General features: G+C 73.3%; 12 protein-coding genes. 6 read left to right on the top strand and 6 right to left on the bottom strand.

Annotation, left to right across the window (positions count from 1 at the left end; genetic code table 11):
• From AB0J67_RS20455 to AB0J67_RS20445, 3 genes are all read left to right on the top strand, one after another.
• On the top strand, positions 1–2,848 hold a 2,848-nt coding region (locus tag AB0J67_RS20455), incomplete at its 5' end, for a type 2 lanthipeptide synthetase LanM family protein (protein WP_363484874.1).
• Positions 2,841–3,338, top strand: coding sequence for a hypothetical protein (locus AB0J67_RS20450; protein WP_363484871.1), 498 nt, complete (start codon positions 2,841–2,843; stop codon positions 3,336–3,338). The genes AB0J67_RS20455 and AB0J67_RS20450, both read left to right, overlap by 8 nt.
• Positions 3,335–5,509, top strand: a complete 2,175-nt coding sequence (locus AB0J67_RS20445) for a peptidase domain-containing ABC transporter (RefSeq protein WP_363484868.1) — start codon at positions 3,335–3,337, stop codon at positions 5,507–5,509. Before AB0J67_RS20450 ends, AB0J67_RS20445 begins: the two co-directional genes overlap by 4 nt.
• Before the next feature lie 29 nt (positions 5,510–5,538).
• On the opposite strand, the gene AB0J67_RS20440 is transcribed toward AB0J67_RS20445, so the two are convergent.
• The 4 genes from AB0J67_RS20440 to AB0J67_RS20425 all read right to left on the bottom strand — a co-directional run bounded on the left by AB0J67_RS20440 (position 5,539) and on the right by AB0J67_RS20425 (position 10,819).
• Positions 5,539–8,352, bottom strand: a complete 2,814-nt coding sequence (locus AB0J67_RS20440; protein ID WP_363484865.1) for a BTAD domain-containing putative transcriptional regulator — start codon at positions 8,350–8,352, stop codon at positions 5,539–5,541.
• 243 nt (positions 8,353–8,595) lie between these two features.
• Positions 8,596–9,912: an FG-GAP-like repeat-containing protein gene (locus tag AB0J67_RS20435; RefSeq protein ID WP_363484862.1), complete on the bottom strand. Its 1,317-nt coding sequence runs from the start codon at positions 9,910–9,912 to the stop codon at positions 8,596–8,598.
• 99 nt (positions 9,913–10,011) lie between these two features.
• Positions 10,012–10,347 (bottom strand): (2Fe-2S)-binding protein, encoded by a 336-nt coding sequence (locus tag AB0J67_RS20430; protein WP_363484859.1) that lies wholly within the window; start codon positions 10,345–10,347, stop codon positions 10,012–10,014.
• 100 nt (positions 10,348–10,447) lie between these two features.
• Positions 10,448–10,819: a hypothetical protein gene (locus AB0J67_RS20425; RefSeq protein ID WP_363484856.1), complete on the bottom strand. Its 372-nt coding sequence runs from the start codon at positions 10,817–10,819 to the stop codon at positions 10,448–10,450.
• A gap of 160 nt (positions 10,820–10,979) precedes the next feature.
• Between AB0J67_RS20425 and AB0J67_RS20420 the strand changes: the two genes are divergently transcribed.
• Both AB0J67_RS20420 and AB0J67_RS20415 read left to right on the top strand, forming a co-directional pair.
• A complete protein-coding gene (locus AB0J67_RS20420) occupies positions 10,980–11,687 on the top strand; it encodes an alpha/beta hydrolase (RefSeq protein ID WP_363484853.1) in 708 nt (235 codons plus the stop codon).
• Positions 11,688–11,733: 46 nt separating this feature from the next.
• Positions 11,734–12,492: an SGNH/GDSL hydrolase family protein gene (locus AB0J67_RS20415; RefSeq protein WP_363484850.1), complete on the top strand. Its 759-nt coding sequence runs from the start codon at positions 11,734–11,736 to the stop codon at positions 12,490–12,492.
• On the opposite strand, the gene AB0J67_RS20410 is transcribed toward AB0J67_RS20415, so the two are convergent.
• Together AB0J67_RS20410 and AB0J67_RS20405 are read right to left on the bottom strand one after the other, a co-directional pair.
• Positions 12,458–12,850, bottom strand: a complete 393-nt coding sequence (locus tag AB0J67_RS20410; RefSeq protein ID WP_363484880.1) for a RidA family protein — start codon at positions 12,848–12,850, stop codon at positions 12,458–12,460. The genes AB0J67_RS20415 and AB0J67_RS20410 overlap by 35 nt on opposite strands.
• Before the next feature lie 76 nt (positions 12,851–12,926).
• On the bottom strand, positions 12,927–15,287 hold the full coding sequence (locus tag AB0J67_RS20405; RefSeq protein ID WP_363484847.1) for a family 20 glycosylhydrolase: 2,361 nt from the start codon (positions 15,285–15,287) through the stop codon (positions 12,927–12,929).
• A gap of 328 nt (positions 15,288–15,615) precedes the next feature.
• Here AB0J67_RS20405 and AB0J67_RS20400 point away from each other — a divergent pair, with 328 nt between their 5' ends.
• The gene (locus AB0J67_RS20400; protein WP_363484844.1) at positions 15,616–17,013 is read left to right on the top strand and encodes a family 43 glycosylhydrolase; all 1,398 of its coding nucleotides are present in this window, start codon (positions 15,616–15,618) and stop codon (positions 17,011–17,013) included.
• Positions 17,014–17,033: the final 20 nt, after the last annotated feature.

The following is a 17,033-nucleotide window of genomic DNA, read 5'->3' as shown; positions in this document are numbered from 1 at the left end:
CCAGGCGCCCTCGCCGCTCATCGACGCCGACCGGCTCGCCGCGCAGCTCAGTGCGGTGCCGAGCGGCCAGGTGAACCTGCTCGTCGGCCGCGCCCTGGTGCTGGAGCTGAACGTGCTGCGCGTGCAGGGTCAGCTCGCAGGCGACACCCCGCAGCAGCGGTTCCAGGACTTCACCCGGCGGCTGAGCGACCCGAAGTACGCCCTCGAAGTGCTGATGGAGTACCCGGTGCTGGCCCGGGACGCGACCGTCCTGATCGACAACTGGGCGCAGGCCCGCATCGAGTTCGCGCAGCGGCTCGTCGCCGACGTGGCCACGCTGGCCGAACGGCTCGGAGACGCGGCCCGGCTCGGCGTGGTGGCCGACGTGTCGGTCGACGCCGGTGACTCGCACCGGGACGGGCGCTCGGTCGGGTTCGTACGCTTCACCAGCGGCGCGCGGGTGGTCTACAAGCCCCGCGGGCTGGCCGTGGAGATCCATTTCCAGCAGCTGCTCGACTGGCTCAACGAGCGCGGCGCGCAGCCGCCCTTCCGCACCCTGTGGGTGCTCGACCGCGGCGAGTACGGCTGGTCGGAGTTCGTCGCCGCCGGACCCTGCACCGACGCCGCGCAGCTGCGCCGGTTCTACACCCGGCAGGGCGGCTACCTGGCGCTGCTGCACAGCCTCGCCGCCGTCGACTTCCATCTGGAGAACATCATCGCCGCCGGCGAGCACCCGATGCTGGTAGATCTGGAGGCGCTGTTCCACCCCCGCGGCCGCCCCGACGACGAGGAGCTGGGCGTCTCCGCCGACGCCTTCCGCACGATGCAGGAGTCCGTGCTGGACGTCGGCCTGCTGCCGCGCCCGATCATCTTCCAGGACGACGACGGCGTCAGCGGCGTCGACTTCAGCGGCCTGGCCGGCTCGGCCGGGCAGCTCACCCCGACCCCGGTGGCGACCTGGGAGGAGGCGGGCAGCGACGAGATGCGCCTGGTCCGCAAGCGCGTCCCGATGGGCGGCGGGCAGAACCTGCCCGAGCTGACCGGCACCGAACACCACGCCCTCGACTACAGCGACGCGATCATCGAGGGGTTCGAGCGGACGTACCGGCTGCTGCACACCCACCGCGACGCGCTGCTCGGCCCGGACGGGCCGGTGGCCGCGTTCGCCGACGACGAGGTGCGGGTGATCCTGCGCGCGACCCGCACCTACACCAAGCTGCTGCAGGAGAGCCGCCACCCCGACCTGCTGCGCGACGCCCTGGACCGCGACCGGTTCTTCAGCTTCCTGTGGCTGCAGCACGAGTGGCCCGGCGCCGAGGCGGCCATCGCGGCGGCCGAGCAGGCGCAGCTCAGCCGCGGCGACATCCCCATGTTCACCACCCGGCCCGGCTCCCGCGACTTCGTCTCCGGGGACGGTGCGCTCATCGAGGGCGTGCTGAGCGTCAGCGGCCTGGACCGGTCCCGCCGGCGCCTGTCCGCGCTGTCCGAGGCGCACCTGGTGCAGCAGACCTGGATCCTGCGCAGCTCGCTGGCCGCCCTCGCGATGGGCGCGCAGGGCCAGGGCCAGTGGTCGACGTACGAGGTCGCCGCCGCCATCGAGCCGGCCGCCGCGCAACGGTTCGTGGCGGCCGCCCGCGCCGCCGGCGACCAGCTACTGGCCTCGGCCAACACCGGCGAGGACTCCATCGCCTGGCTCGGGCTCACGCTCGTCGCCGACAAGATGTGGCAGCTCGGCCCGATCGGCCCGGATCTGTACAGCGGGATCTCCGGCATCGCCCTGTTCCTCGGCTACCTCGGCGACGTCACGGGCGAGGCCCGCTACCGCGAGGCGGCCGAGACCGCCGCGACGATGCTGGTCAAGCAGGTCGACCTGCTTGCCGAGACCCCCGCCGAGACGCTGGAGAACTTCACCATCGGCGTCTTCAACGAGCTGGGCGGCACGCTCTACGCGCTGAGCCACCTGGGCAGCCTGTGGCACCGCGACGACCTGCTGGACGCGGCGGGCCGCATCGTCCCCGCGCTGCTGCACCTGGCACCGAAGGACGAGGCCTACGACGTCGTCAGCGGCTCGGCCGGCGCCATCCTCGCGGTGCTCGCCCTGCACGCCGTACGGCCGGCGCCGGAGACGCTCGACGCGGTGCGCACCTTCGCCGGCATCCTCGAAGCCGCCGCCGAGGAGACCGGCGACGGGATCGGCTGGCGTGGCGCGGTCAACCCGGCCCGGCCGCTGGCGGGTTTCTCGCACGGCGGGTCCGGCATCGCCGTCGCGCTCGCCCGGGTGGACCGGGTGCTCGGCCGGCGCGACCACGCCCACCTGGTGGACGGCGCGCTGCGCCACGAACGCTCCCTCCACGACCCGGACCACCACTGCTGGCTCGACCTGCGCGACAGCACCCCCGACCGGTACTCCATGATCGCCTGGTGCCACGGCGCGCCCGGGATCGCGCTGGCGCGGGCCGACCTCGCCGGATACGTCGAGGACCGGGAGACCATCCAGCGGGACCTCGCCGACGCCATCACCGGCATGCTGGAGTTCGGCCTCACCGGCGACGTGATCACCGGCACGGGCAACCACAGCATCTGCCACGGCGACCTCGGCAACGTCGAAGCGCTGCGGACGGCCGCGCAGGCGGCCGGCGACGAGGACGTCGCCCGGCAGGCGGAGCTCGTCGCCGCCAGCGTGCTGGCCAACATCGAGGAATCCGGCCGGCTGTGCGGGGTGCCGCTCGGCGCGGAGACGCCCGGGCTGATGAGCGGCGTCGCGGGCATCGGCTACAACCTGCTGCGGCTGGCGCTGCCCGAACGGATCCCGTCCGTGCTGCTGCTGGAGACCCCACGGCAGGCGCGGGACAGCGGCGCACGTGGCTGAGCGCCCGGTGCTGCCGTTCCGCCCGCAGGCCCTCGCCGTCTACCGCGAGGGCCTGCCCGGCGGCGTCGCGCCGACGCCGCTGCGGGCCGCCCGCTGGCCGCTGGTCGCCCTCGTCGCGCTGCTGGCCGTGGGCGCGGCCTTCGTCGCCGTGGTCCGCGTCCCGCAGGCGGTCACCGGCTCGGTGGTCGGCGTGGACGGCGGCGCGCTCGTCGCGGTGTTCCCCGGCAGCCTGGATCCGCTGCCCGCGCCCGGCGCCGAGGCGACCCTGCGGGAGGAGCCGGGCCGGCCGCCGCTGCGCGTCGTGCGGGCCGAGCTCGTCGTCGACGCCGCCGACGCCGGGCGCTGGGGCGTGCCGCCCCAGGTCGCCCGCCCGCTCACGGTCGTCCTGCTGGCCGGGGACCCGCAGCGGGCCTCCGGGCAGGTCAGCCTGGTCGTCGCCACCCCCACGCTGCTCGAACTGATCCCCGGCCTGGAAAGGACCACGCGATGAGCACCGGCGGGCCCGGGCCCCGCAGGCGGGTTCCCGTCCTGCTGCAGATGAGCGCGACCGAATGCGGCGCCGCGTGCCTGGCGATGGTCATGTGCGCCCACCGGCGCTGGACCACCGTCGCCGAGTGCCGCGACCGGCTGGGCATCGGCCGCGACGGCGCGTCCGCCCTGCAGATCACCCAGCTCGCGCGCGAGCTGGGGATGCGTACCCGTGGCGTCAGCCTGGACCTCGACGCTTTGCCGCAGCTGAGCCTGCCCGCGATCGTGCACTGGAACTTCCGGCACTACCTGGTCCTGGAGCGCTGGGACAGCCGCGGCGCGGTCGTGGTGGACCCCGGCCTGGGCCGGCGGCGGATGAGCCGGGAGGAGTTCGGCGAGGGCTTCACCGGCATCGCCATCGAGCTCGTCCCGGGCGCCGGGTTCGAGCGCCGCCCGGCCCCGGGGCGGCTGGCCACGCTGCGCTTCGTCCGCGGCATGCTGAGCTTCTCGCGGCCGCTGCTCGCGCTGGTGCTGGGCATCTCGCTGCTGATCCAGCTGGTCGTGCTGCTGCCCGCGCTGCTCACCAAGTTCACCGTGGACACGGTGATCGGTCACGGGCAGGTCGACGCGCTGACCGTCGTCGGCGCCGGCATGCTCCTGCTGCTGGCCACGCAGGCGATCGCCGGCTACGCGCGCGGGCTCGCGCTCAACGTCCTGCAGGCGCGGATGGACGACGGCATGATGCGCCGCTTCTTCGACCATCTGCTGGCGCTGCCGTACGCGTACTTCCAGCTGCGCAGCAGCGGTGACCTGCTGATGCGGATGTCCAGCAACACCGTCATCCGCGACATGGTCACCAGCCAGACCATGTCCTTCGCCCTCGACGGGCTGTTCACCCTCGTCTACATCGCGCTGCTGATGGCGCTCACCCCGGTCTACGGCTGGCTGGTGCTGCTGCTCGCTGCCGTGCAGCTGGTGCTGATCCTGCTGACCTTCCGGGCGATGCGGGAGCGCACGCACCGCGACATCGCCGCCCAGACCGAGGAGCAGAGCTACGCCGTCGAGGTGCTGGCCGGCGCGGAGAGCATCAAGGCGATGGGCGCCGAGCAGCAGGTCCTCGGCCGCTGGTCGGGACTGTTCCAGACCAAGCAGGTCGCCGGACTGCACCGCCGCCAGCTCGAGGCCGCGCTCGACGCGATCCTCGGCGTGTTCCGGATGGGCGCGCCGATGCTGCTGCTGTGGTTCGGCGCGCACCAGGTCACCGCCGGCACCATGTCGCTGGGCACCATGCTGGCCCTGAACTCGCTCGCCGCGGCCGTCCTCGCCCCGCTGATGGCGCTGGTCAACGCCACCCGGCAGCTGCAGGCCGTCGGCACCCACCTGGACCGGATCCGCGACGTCATGGACGAGGCCACCGAACAGGACCGGTCGGCGCCGCGGTCCGCCGTCCCGATCACCGGCCAGGTCACCCTCACCGGTGTGGGCATGCGCTACAGCGCCAACGCCGCGTGGGCCATCCGGGGCGTCGACCTGGACATCCCGGCGGGCGCGAAGGTCGCGCTGGTCGGCCGCACCGGCTCGGGCAAGACGACGCTCGCCAAGTCGATCCTCGGGCTCTACCTGCCCAGCGAAGGGCAGGTGCGCTTCGACGGCCGGCCGCTGCCGGACCTCGACTTCCGGCAGCTGCGCCGCTCCTGCGGCATGGTCACGCAGGAGCCGTCGCTGTTCGCCGGGTCCATCCGCGACAACATCTCGCTCGGCCACCCGTCCGCCACCTACGAGGAGGTCGTCCTCGCGGCGCAGCGCGCGCAGATCCACGACGAGATCATGATGATGCCGATGGCGTACGAGACCCGTCTGACCGAGGGCGGCGGCGGCCTGTCCGGCGGGCAGCGCCAGCGGCTCGCCCTGGCCCGCGCCCTGGTGCACCGCCCGCCGCTGCTGCTGCTCGACGAGGCGACCAGCCACCTGGACGTGGTCACCGAGCGCCGGGTCGACGAGGTGCTGTCGGCGCTGTCGTGCACCCGGATCGTCATCGCGCACCGGCTGAGCACCGTCGTCAACGCCGACCTGATCGGGGTGATGGAGGACGGGCGCCTGGTGGAGCAGGGCACCCACGACGAGCTGATCGCCTACGGCCGCCGGTACGAGGCGCTGGTCCACGATCAGCTCCAGGCGGCCGGTCCCGCGTAGCCGGCGGAGGCGACGTGGGCGGGTCTGGATCAGGAGGGGGACAGCCGGGCCAGCCGACGGCGGACCTCGTCGGCGGCCGGGTCGCCCGCGTCGTCGTGGATCCGCACCGCTCGCCGCCACGCTTCGGCGGCGGCGGAGAGATCCGCCATCGCCTCCCGCGCCTCGCCGAGCCGGACCAGGGTCAGCGCTTCGTGGTACCGGTTGGCGGACTCCCGAAAGCGTTCCACGGACTGCTCGTAGCAGGCCGCGGCCTTGGCGGGGTCGCCGAGGCGGTGGTACGCGAAGCCGAGGCTGTCGAGCGTCGCGGCCTGCCCCACGCGGTCGTCCATCTGCCGCTGCTGGGCGAGGGCCTGCGTGCAGTCGGCGACCGCCTGCCCGTAGTCCCCGGTGAGGGCGTGCAGGTAACCCTTGGTGTTCAGGGCGCGGGCCTCGGCGTACCGGCTGCCCATGAGCCGGGACACGCGCAGCGCCTCGGTGCTGTGCTTGAGCGCCTCGTCCAGCCGGCCGCACTGCGTGCAGTGCTCGGTGTAGTGGCGCAGGGTCAGGGCGAGCCCGTCCAGGTCACCGAGCTGCTCGTACAGCTCCAGCGCCCGCTGGACGTGCTGTTCGGCCGCGTCCTGGTCGCCCAGGCGCATGAGCGCGCGGGCGAGCATCCGGCTGGCCAGCGCCTGCGCGCCGAGGTCGCCGATCCGCTCGGCCGCGGCGAGCGCGGCCTGCTGGGCCGTCAGCTGGTCCTGGAACAGGCCGCGGGGAGCGAGGTACGCCGCCAGGGCCCAGGCGAGCCGGCAGGCGTAGGTCTCCGAGCCGGTGTCGGCGGCCTGCCGCAGCACCCGGAGCAGCACGGGGTGCTCGGCATGGAACCAGGCCACGGCGGCGTCGCGGTCGGGGACGGGCACGGGCACGCTCGCCGGCTGGGGCGGCAGCGGCTCGACCGGGGTCCAGGTCGGCTGGAGCAGCACGGCGGCGGCACGGGCGCTGTGCAGGTAGTGGTCGTACATGCGCAGCCCGGCGGCGTGCCGCTCGTCGGCCCGCTCGGACGCCTGCGCCAGCTCGGCCGCGTACGACCGGAGCAGGTCGTGCAGGGCGTACCGCTCGGGCAGGTGCTCGGTGAGCAGGTGCAGGCGGGTCAGCTCCTGCAGCAGCGGGGTGACGGCGTGCCGGGGCCGGCCGAGCAGCGCGGCGGCGGCGTCGCCGGTCAGGTCGGGGCCGGGGTGCAGGCCCAGCAGGCGCAGCAGGTGGGCGGCGTCGGGGCTCAGGGCCCGGTGCGACCACGAGAAGACCCGTCGCACGTCCCCGTCAGCCAGCAGCCCGAGCCTCGCCTCGGACGGGCGCAGCTGCGCCGCGACGGCCTCCAGCGGGAAGGTGGGCTTGGCGGCCACCCGCGCCGCCACCATGGACAGCGCGAGTGGGAGGCGGCCCGTCGCCTCGATCATCTCGGCGGTCGCCAGCGGCGCCGCGGCGACCCGGTCGTCGCCGATCCGGCTGCGCAGCAGGTTCATCGACTCCGCGGCGGTCAGCACCTGCAGCGTCAGCGGCCGGGCCCCCTCGGCGGCGGCGAGTCCGGCGAGCTGCTCCCGGCTCGTCACCACGACCGCGCAGCGGCCCGCGCCGGGCAGCAGGGGGCGCACCTGGTCGGCGTCGCGGGCGTTGTCGAGCACGATCAGCATCCGGCGCGGGGCCAGCAGGCTGCGGTAGAGCCCGGAGCGGGCGTCGATGCTGCTCGGGATGCGGCCGATCGGCACGCCGAGCGCCTCCAGGAACGTGACCAGGGCGTCGGCGGGGGACACGGCGTCGGCGTCGGCGTATCCGCGCAGGTTCACGTACAGCTGGCCGTCGGGGAAGAGGTCGACCGCCCGATGTGCCCAGTGCAGCGCGAGGGTGGTCTTGCCGACGCCGGGCATGCCGCTGACGGTCACGATGTCCACCCCGGGCGGGCCGTCGCGCCCGGTGCCGAGCGTGGCATCGAGCCGGGCCAGCTCCGCGCTGCGGCCGACGAATCCGGGCAGGGCCAGCGGCAGCTGCTGCGGGCGTGTCGCCGGCACGCGGGCCGGCGGGTCACCGCCCGGCGCGGTCGCGGCGGGGCCGTCCGGTGCCACCCGGTGGTGCAGGATGTCGTCGTGCAGGCGGGTCAGCTCAGGCCCGGGGTCCAGTCCGGTCTCCTCGGCCAGCACCTGCCTGGCCCGCCGGAACGCCGCCAGCGCGCCGGACACGTCGCCGATCTGGTAGAGGCCGGTCATCAGCTGGGCCCACGCGCGCTGCCGCAGCGGATGGCGGTCGAGCAGCGCACGCAGCCGCGGGATCGCCTCGGCCGCCTCGCCGAGCGCCAGCCGTGCCGTGGCGTAGTCCTCCTCGGCCAGCAGCCGCCGCTCCTCCAGCTGCGCGACCCGGCCGGTGAGCATCCTGGGCAGCGGCAGTCCGGCCAGGGCGGGCCCGCGCCACAGGCCGACCGCGGCGGACAGCGCCGCCTCGGCCGCCGCCGGATCACCGGCGGCCAGGGCGGCCCGTCCGCGTGCCGCGGCGGCGTCGAACCGGTCCAGGTCGCGCTCGTCCGGCTCCACCCGCAGCAGGTAGCCGCCGGGCGTGGTGACGATGCGGCGCTCGGCGGACTCCCCGTCGAGCAGCGCCTGCCGCAGCCCGCGCACATAGGTGCGCACGTTGGCGGCGGCCGACAGGGGTGGCTGGTCGCCCCACAGCATCGCCACCAGCTCGTCGTTGGACGCGGCCTCACCCGGACGGAGCAGCAGAGCCGCCAGCACCAGCTGCTGTTTGGTCGAACCGAGCGCGACCGGTTGGCCGTCCCGGAAGACTTCCAGCGGGCCGAGCAGGTCGAAGTGGACAGCCATCCTCACCTCAGCGTGCAGAGCCCGGGCTGGCGCAGCCTGGCGGTCGTACGGCGGAGTGCACGAGTCGTCGGTCGGGCCACCGTATCATCCACCCACCGATGATCTTTCATGTTCCGATCGGTGGAGGTGCCCGTGCCTCAGCCGACCCGCGCGCGACCCGTCACAGGACGCCGTCTGCCGCCCACGGCGGAGCCGCCGCCCGGTCCTGAACGGATCGGGCAGCGGCTCCGGTGTCCGTGCTGCTCACATGACGTGCTTGAACGTGCCCCAGCCGTTGCCGATCTGCACGGGCGCGGACAGCCCCGCCCCGTTGTGCGCGTAGTACCACAGGTTGCCGGACGCGTCGACGCCGAGCACGTCGGCGGCGCCGTCGCCGCTGAAGTCGACGGCGTTGACGTGCTTGAACGTGCTCCATCCGTTGCCGATCTGGACCGGCGAGGACAGGGCGAGCCCGTTGTTGGGGTAGTACAGCAGGTTCCCCGCGGCGTTGACCCCCAGCACGTCGGCGTGGCCGTCCCCGCTGTAGTCGGCCGCCACGACGTGGGTGAAGGTGCCCCAGCCGTTGCCGATCTGCACGGGTGTGGACAGGCCCGCCCCGTTGTGGGGGTAGTACCACAGGAGGCCGGAGGCGTCGACGCCGAGCACGTCGGCGGCGCCGTCACCGCTGAAGTCGGCGGCCATGACGTGTTTGAAGGTGCCCCAGCCGTTGCCGATCTGGACCGGTGAGGACAGGGCGAGCCCGTTGTTGGGGTAGTACAGCAGGTTCCCCGCGGAGTTGACGCCCAGCACGTCGGCGGCGCCGTCGCCGCTGAAGTCGGCGGCCATGACGTGCTTGAAGGTGCCCCAGCCGTTGCCGATCTGGACCGGTGAGGACAGGGCGAGCCCGTTGTTGGGGTAGTAGAGCAGGTTCCCCGCGGCGTTGACGCCCAGCACGTCGGCGTGGCCGTCGCCGCTGAAGTCGGAGACGTGGTCGTGGCGGATGGTGCGACCACAGTTGGCGCTGGTGACGTTGCGGGCGGGGGAGACGGGGCCGTTGACGTAGATCGGGCCGGTGGACGCGCTGCCGTCGGAGGTGATGCCCGACGGGGAGCCGTTGAAGTAGGCCTCGGTCTTGCCGCCGTCGCGGGTCACCTCGTAGTGCAGGTGCGGGCCGGTGGAGTTGCCGGTGCTGCCGACGAAGCCGATGACCTGCCCGCCGTTCACCCAGCCGGAGGTCACGCTGGCGGGCTGGATCATGTGCATGTACGTGGTGCGCCAGCCCCCGCCGTGGTCGAGGGTGAGGTAGTTGCCGGCGCCGCTGCCGTAACCCCGCGCGGCGACGTTGCCGCCCGCCGCCGCCACGATCGCGCGGCCGCTGCTGCCGCCACCGGTGTAGGTCATGTCGATGTCGTAGTCGTCGTGACCGGAGTACGTGGCCAGCCGCCAGGTCTCCCCGCAGGGGAACGGCAGCTGGAAGTGGGGCATCGGCCCCGCCGCGCGGGCGGGACCGGCCCCGACCGCCAGGACGGCCAGCAGCATGATGAACGTGCCCGACAGGACACGTGAGACTCTTCGGAACAAGGGCGGGATCCCATCCACGAGAGCGACAATGGCTGCCGATCATAGATGGGTATGCATATAGGCCGTATACAATCCGTGTCGAGCCCGCCGGGGGGGTGTTCAGGCGCGGTCGGGTGGCAGCGCGGCCGCCGCCAGGCCCGCCAGCGGCACCGGATTGACGGGCGCCCGCACGGTGAACGCGCCGACCTGCTGGGGCGAGCGCCCGGCCGCCGCGGCGATCAGCCCGCACATGGCGGGCTGGCAGGACCGACCCTGGCACGGGCCCATGACCGCCCGGGTCAGCAGCTTGACCGCGTTGGCGGTGCCCAGGTGCGGATGCTCGCGCAGGGCATGGCGGATGTCGCCGGCCCGCACCTCCTCGCACCGGCACGGCACGGTGTCGTCGGTGACCAGCGCGCCCAGCGTCGCCGGGTCGGGGGCGAACCGGCCGAGCACGGTCGCGGCGAAGCGTCGCCGAGCGCGATCGTCACCGGGTGCGGCCCGGCTCGGCGCAACGCGCCGGGCCGGCAGGATCCGCCGCCGACCTCAGCGTTGGTCAGCGGAAGCCGTCGCGCAGGCGGCGGAAGAAGCCGCCCTCCATGGGCAGCGGCGCGGCGGGCGGCGGGGCCTGGCTGCGCTGGCGGGCGATCGGCTGGTCGTAGTCGGTGCGCGCGATGGCGTCGATGACCTGGTCCTCGGTGAAGTCCTCGGAGCCTGGGATGTGCGGCACGAAGCCGACCAGCATCCCGTCGCGCAGCACCTGCGCCTCCAGCCCGGCGGTGCCGTCGGTGTCCCACAGCGCCTCGCGGCCGTCGGGCAGCGCGATCCGGATGCCGACCCGGCGGTGCCCGCCGGCGAGAGACAGGTGGGCAGGCACCCCACGCTCGCGCAGCACGTCCACCACTCGCCGGGCTCGGTTCTCGTCCATGCGCCCACGTTAACCACTGACCCTGGGCGTGAGCTGGGAAGCGGCTGACGCCACGCCACGGATCAGCTGCTTCGGCTCGGATGCGCCGGAGCAGTCTCCTAGGATGGCGAGCGGTGGTGTGCCACGTCTCGATGTCGGTGCCCCCGACTAGTCTCCGATCATGAAATCGGCGCCGATCATCCTCGTTCCCGGCTTCTGGCTCGGCGCGTGGGCATGGGACGAGGTGGCCGCCGCATTGCGGGCCGGAGGTCACCAGGTCACCGCGCTCACCCTGCCCGGTCTCGACGCACCCGGCACCGACCGGTCGGCGATCACCATGGCCGCCCATGTGGACGCCATCGTCGCCGCGGTCGAGGCGGCGGGCCGGCCGGTGGTGCTCGCGGTGCACAGCGGTGCGGGTGCACCCGGCTACGGTGCGACCGACCGGGTGCCCGAGCGCATCGCCGCGATGGTCTACGTCGACTCCGGGCCGGTGCGCGGCGCACTCGAACCGGGGTTCACCGGCGTCGAGTCACCGCCGCCGGACTGGAGCGGCCCGGACGCCGACGCGCCCGCCCTCACCGTCGAGCAGCTGGACCGGTTCCGCAGGCTCGCGCTTCCGCAGCCCGGGGCGGCGCTGCGCGAGGCCGCGCCCCTGGCCGATCCGGCCCGCCTCGCCGTCCCGACGACCGTGATCTGCACCTCGATGCCGTCCAGCGAGATCAAGGACGCGGCACGCCGAGGGCTGCCGTTCGTCGGCGGGCTGAGCGAGCTGCACGACGTCACCTACCTGGATCTGCCCACCCACCACTGGCCGATGTGGTCACGCCCCGACGATCTCGCCGCCATCCTCGCCTCGCTCGCCGTCGCCTCGGCTGCCGGCCGGTGACGGCCGGTGCGCCTGCGGGAACGCGAGCGCTGTTAGCATCCGCGGGATGGGCCAGATCGCACTTCGCGCCGGCCGCCCGCTCGCCTTCGCGATCGCGCCGGTCCTGATCACGCAGGGGGTACGCGTACGCCGGCGCACCCCGGTGCTGCCCGAGGCCGCCGGTGCCCGCCACGGCGTCGAGGGCGGTCCGGGCGGCGATCCGACGGCGGTGCTGGTGCTCGGCGAGTCGACGGCCGCCGGGGTCGGCGTGCCCCACCAGTCGGACGGCCTGGCACCGGCGCTCGCGTCAGGCCTGGCCCGGCACACCGGCGGCCCGGTGGCCTGGCGGGTGGCCGCACGCACCGGATACAACGCCCGCAAGACCCGCGACCTGCTGGTCCCGCAGCTGCCCGACGAGACGTACGACGCCGTCGTCGTCGTGCTGGGCGTCAACGACGTGCTGGAGATGCGTTCGGCCCGGGCCTGGCAGCACGACATCACCGCGCTGCTGGCCGACCTGCGCCCGCGCTTGCGCCCGGCGGGCCGCGTCGTGCTCGCGGGCGTGCCGGACGTCTCCGGCTTCCCGACCCTGCCGCAGCCGACCCGTGCGGTGCTGGCCCTGCACGCCCGGCAGCTGGACCGCCGCCTGGCCCGCGTCGCGGCGACCGCGCCGTCGGCGCTCCACGTGCCCAGCCCCGGGATCGACACGAGCGGCCTGTACGCCGAGGACGGCTTCCACCCCAGCGCGGCCGGCTACCGCCGGTGGGCGGCTCACCTGGTGACCGAGCTGGTCAGCTCTGCGGGCGCCGGGGAAGGTAGGCGATAGCCTCCACCTCGACGCGCAAGTCGGGGTTGGCCAGCGCGGCGAGCACCGTGGACCGGGCGGGCATGGGCTCGGCGAAGTACTCGCGGTAGACCGCGTTGAACGGGGCGAACAGGGTCGCGTCGAGCAGGAACGCGTTCACCTTGCACACGTCGCCGAGGTCGCCGCCCGCGGCCCGGCAGACCGCGCGGAGGTTGTCGAGGACGGTGCGCACCTCGGCGTCGAAGTCACCGGTGACCGTGCTGCCGTCCGGGCGCACGGCCACCTGGCCGGAGATGAACACGTAGTCGCCGGCGCGTACGGCGTGCGACAGCGGCACCGGCAGGGACGCGATCTCATCGCTGTGGATCTTCTCGAGCACGGTGGTCAACCTAACACGGGACGGGTCGTGGTCGGCGTGCCTCGCGCCTGGACGGTCGCCAGACGCGGGCACCGGTTCAGGCCGCCGGGGTGAGGGCGAAGGAGTCGATGTCGAACAGGCCGCCACCGCTTCCGGTGAAGACGAGGAACAGCGCTCCTGATCCGGCGTTGATGGTCGTGGTGACGTCGGCGTAGGTGCCGTACCCGCCGGTGTTGGCGACGGCGGCCGAGCCGAGCAGCGGTCCCGTCGCTGAGCCGGAGCGGATCTGGATCGTGCCGCCGGTGCCGCCGGAGGAGATCCGCGCGCTGAACCCGGTCTTGCCGCTGACGTTGACGTTGGAGAAGCCGATCCAGTCCCCGCTCTCGATGTACCCGACGCGGTTGCCACCGTGGGCGGCGGCGTCGGCGACGATCTGCACGCCGGACTGCGCGGTGAACGCCTCCGCCTCGACCCGGGTGGGCGGGGGAGCGGTGCCGGTCAGGGCGAAGGAGTCGATGTCGAACAGGCCGCTGCCCGATCCGGTGAAGACCAGGAACAGCGGTCCGCTGCCAGCGCTGATGCCGGTGGTGACCTCGGCGTAATTGCCCCACCCGCCGGTGTTGGCGACGGTCGCGGAGCCGAGCAGCGGCCCCGTGGCCGACCCGGACCGGATCTGGATGGTGCCGCCCGTGCCGCCGGACGAGATGCGCGCGGTGAACCCGGTCTTGCCGCTGACGTTGACGCCGGAGAAGCCGATCCAGTCCCCGGTGTCGATGTAGCCGACGCGGTTGCCGCCGTGGGCGGCGGCGTCGGCGACGATCTGCACGCCGGACTGCGCGGTGAACGCCTCCGCCTCGACCCGGCCGGTCACGGGCGGGGTGGCCCAGGGCACCTGGGTGGAGCGGTAGAAGTTGATGCCCTGCACGGTCCAGCGCGGACCCTGCGCGCCCAGGCGCACCTTGAACGCGTCCCAGTTGCGGGCCGACTGCGGCGACCAGGCCAGCTCGGCCAGCGCCGGCAGGCGGGGGAAGGCCATGAACTCGATGTCGGCGAGCTTGGTGATCGTCTCGGTCCACAGCGGGGCCTCCACGCCGAGGATGGCGCTCGCCGGTACGCCGGTGAGCAGCGTGGCGGGGTCCCAGCTGTACGCCGTCTGCACCTCGATCAGCCCGGCCCAGGTGAGCCCGAGCGGCGTCTGGTTGTGGTACTTCATGTCGAGGTACGCCTTGTTGGCCGGCGACAGCACGACCTTGGCGCCCTTGCTGACCGCGGCGCTCAGGTCGGCGTCGGAGGTGGTGGTGCCCCAGTACTGCGCGACGCGGCCGGGGGAGTGGTCGGCCTGCCCGAGCTGGTGCCAGCCCAGGACGGTCTTGCCGGCGGCGCCGACGAACGGCTGGATCCGGTTCATGAAGGTGCGGTAGTCGGCGTCGGAGGTGCTGTGCGCCTCGTCGCCGCCGATGTGCAGGTACGGGCCGGGGGTGAGTGCGGCCAGCTCGTTGAGCACCTGCTGCACGAACGTGTAGGTGATCTCCTTGCCGACGCACAGCGAGCTGAAGCCCACGGCGGTGCCGGTGTACAGCGGCGGCGCCGTGTTGTCGCAGTTGAGCTCGGCGTACGAGGCGAGCGCGGCGTTGGTGTGGCCGGGCAGGTCGATCTCCGGCACGATGGTGATGTGCCGGGCCGCGGCGTAGTTGACGATCTCGGTGTACTGCGCCTTGGTGTAGTAGCCGCCGGGGCCGCCGCCGACCTGGGTGCTGCCGCCTACCGTGGCCAGGCGCGGCCAGGCGTCGACGACGATGCGCCAGCCCTGGTCGTCGGACAGGTGCAGGTGCAGCACGTTCATCTTGTACTGGCTGATCTCGTCGAGGTACCGCTTCACGACGTCCACGCCGAAGAAGTGGCGTGACACGTCGAGCATCGCGCCGCGGTAGGCGTAGCGGGGGTGGTCGACGATCCTGCCGCCCGCGACCTCCCACGGTCCGGGCTGGACGGTGCGAGCCTCGACGGCGGCCGGCAGCAGTTGCCGCAGCGTCTGCACGCCGTGGAACAGGCCGGCGGCGGTCTGCGCCCGGATGCTGATCAGCGCGGCGGTCACGTCGAGCTGGTAGCCCTCGCTGCCGACGCTCGGGTCGGCGCCGGTCAGCAGCAGCGCGATGCCGCTGGTCGGGGTGGTGGCGGCGGTGGTGACGGGCAGGGCGTAGCCGGTGGACGGCCGCAGGAGCCCGGCCAGGTAGGTCCCGACGTCGGCGGCGGCGGGGGAGCCGGCCTGGGTCTGGATCGTGGCGCCCGCCGCCAGGGTGTGCACGACGCCCGCGGCCGGCTGCACCGAGACCGGTGCGGGCACCACGCTCTGCAGGGCGGCCGGGGCGGCGTCGGCCGGCGCGGCGTCGGCCAGCCAACCGAGTCCGGAGGCGGTGATGGCGGCGACGAGCAGAACCCGGTGGGAGCGTCGATGCACGGCATCCTCCATCGAAACGGTAAAGTTACCTACCAATTCGATGGAAGGCTATGTCTCCAGCGCGGCGCATGTCAAGCTCGTGCGCCATGATGGCCTGCTCACGGGTTGCCTTCCCGTGGGACCGGCCGCTTCGCGCGGCGTCCGCCGACGGAATCCGCCGGCCGCCGGCGGCGTGGGGCGACTGTCGCATCGCGACTGCCGTCCGCCGGATCGTCGATCGACGCTTGACATCGGTTACGGGAGTGTTGACACTTCCTCCAACCCGAAACCGTTCTGTCGCAACGAAAAACGGCTACCGGAATGTGAGCGCTAACATAGGAGGATAACGATGCGTTTTCGCTCCATGCTGGCAGTTTCCGCCTTGGCGGCGAGCTTCGTGGTCGTGCTGACCGGCGCGCCGGCGTACGCGGCGACACTGCCCACCGGGGCACGGTCGCTGGAGGCGGTCAACTACCCCGGCCGGTACGTGCGCCACCTCGACTCCCTCGGCCGGATCGACGCCGTCACCTCGGGCAGCACCGCACAGGTCAAGCAGGACGCCACGTTCACCGTGGTGAACGGCCTCGCCTCGCCCGCGTGCTACTCCTTCCAGACCAAGAGCGGGCTGTTCCTGCGGCACCGGGACTACCGGCTGCGGGTCGACGCCAACACCGGCGACGCGGTCTTCCGCGCCGACGCGACGTTCTGCGCGGTCGACGGCTCGGTCGCGGGCTCGGTCGCGCTCACCTCCTACAACTACCCGGCCCGGCGGATCAGGCACCGCGACTACGCCCTGTGGCTGGACACCTACCAGGACACGGCGGCCTTCCGGGCGGACAGCTCGTTCCGGATCGCCGCGCCGTGGGCGCCGAAGACGAGCGCCGGACCGGTGATCCCGGGGCTGTTCGCCGACCCGCACATCGCCAACTTCGGCGGCCGCTACTACCTCTACCCGACCACCGACGGGTACGCGGGCTGGAGCGGCACCTACTACAAGGCGTTCTCCTCGACCGACCTGGTGAACTGGACCGACCACGGCGTCATCCTCGACCACGGGCCGGACGTGTCGTGGGCCGACAACTCCGCCTGGGCCCCGGCGGTCGCGGCGAAGAACGGCCGCTACTACCTGTACTTCAGCGGCGGCGCGGCCAGCGGCAACACCGCCAAGCAGCTCGGCGTGGCCGTGGCAGACGCGCCCACCGGGCCGTTCCGCGACGCGCTCGGCCGGCCGCTGGTGACCAGCGGGCAGTTCTCCGGCGGGCAGGCGATCGACCCGATGGTCTTCACCGACGACGACGGCCGGTCCTACCTGTACTGGGGCCAGGGCGTGGCGCGGGTGGTCCCGCTGAACGCCGACATGGTCTCGTTCGACGCGGCGCAGGTGCGCACCATCACGCCGTCGGGCTACAACGAGGCGCCGTTCGTGTTCAAGCGCAACGGCACCTACTACCTCATGTGGTCGGAGAACGACACCCGCAGCGAGGACTACCGCGTCGCGTACGCCACCGGCACCTCGCCCCTCGGGCCCTGGACCAAGCGCGGCGTCGTGCTGAGCAAGCGGCTCGACGTGGGCGTGCGCGGCCCCGGCCACCACTCGGTGGTCCAGGCGCCCGGCACGGACACCTGGTACGTCGCCTACCACCGGTTCGCGGTGCCGGCCGGCAACGGCACCAACCGCGAGACCGCGATCGACCGCATGGAGTTCAACGGCGACGGCACGATCCGGCCGATCGTCCCCACCCTCTGACCCCTCCCTTCCGTCCCGAG

The sequence above is a fragment of the Catellatospora sp. NPDC049609 genome (assembly GCF_040675365.1).
Lineage (GTDB): Bacteria > Actinomycetota > Actinomycetes > Mycobacteriales > Micromonosporaceae > Catellatospora.
Note: the sequence above shows the minus strand (reverse complement) of the source record. Positions and strands in the feature narration are given on the sequence as shown.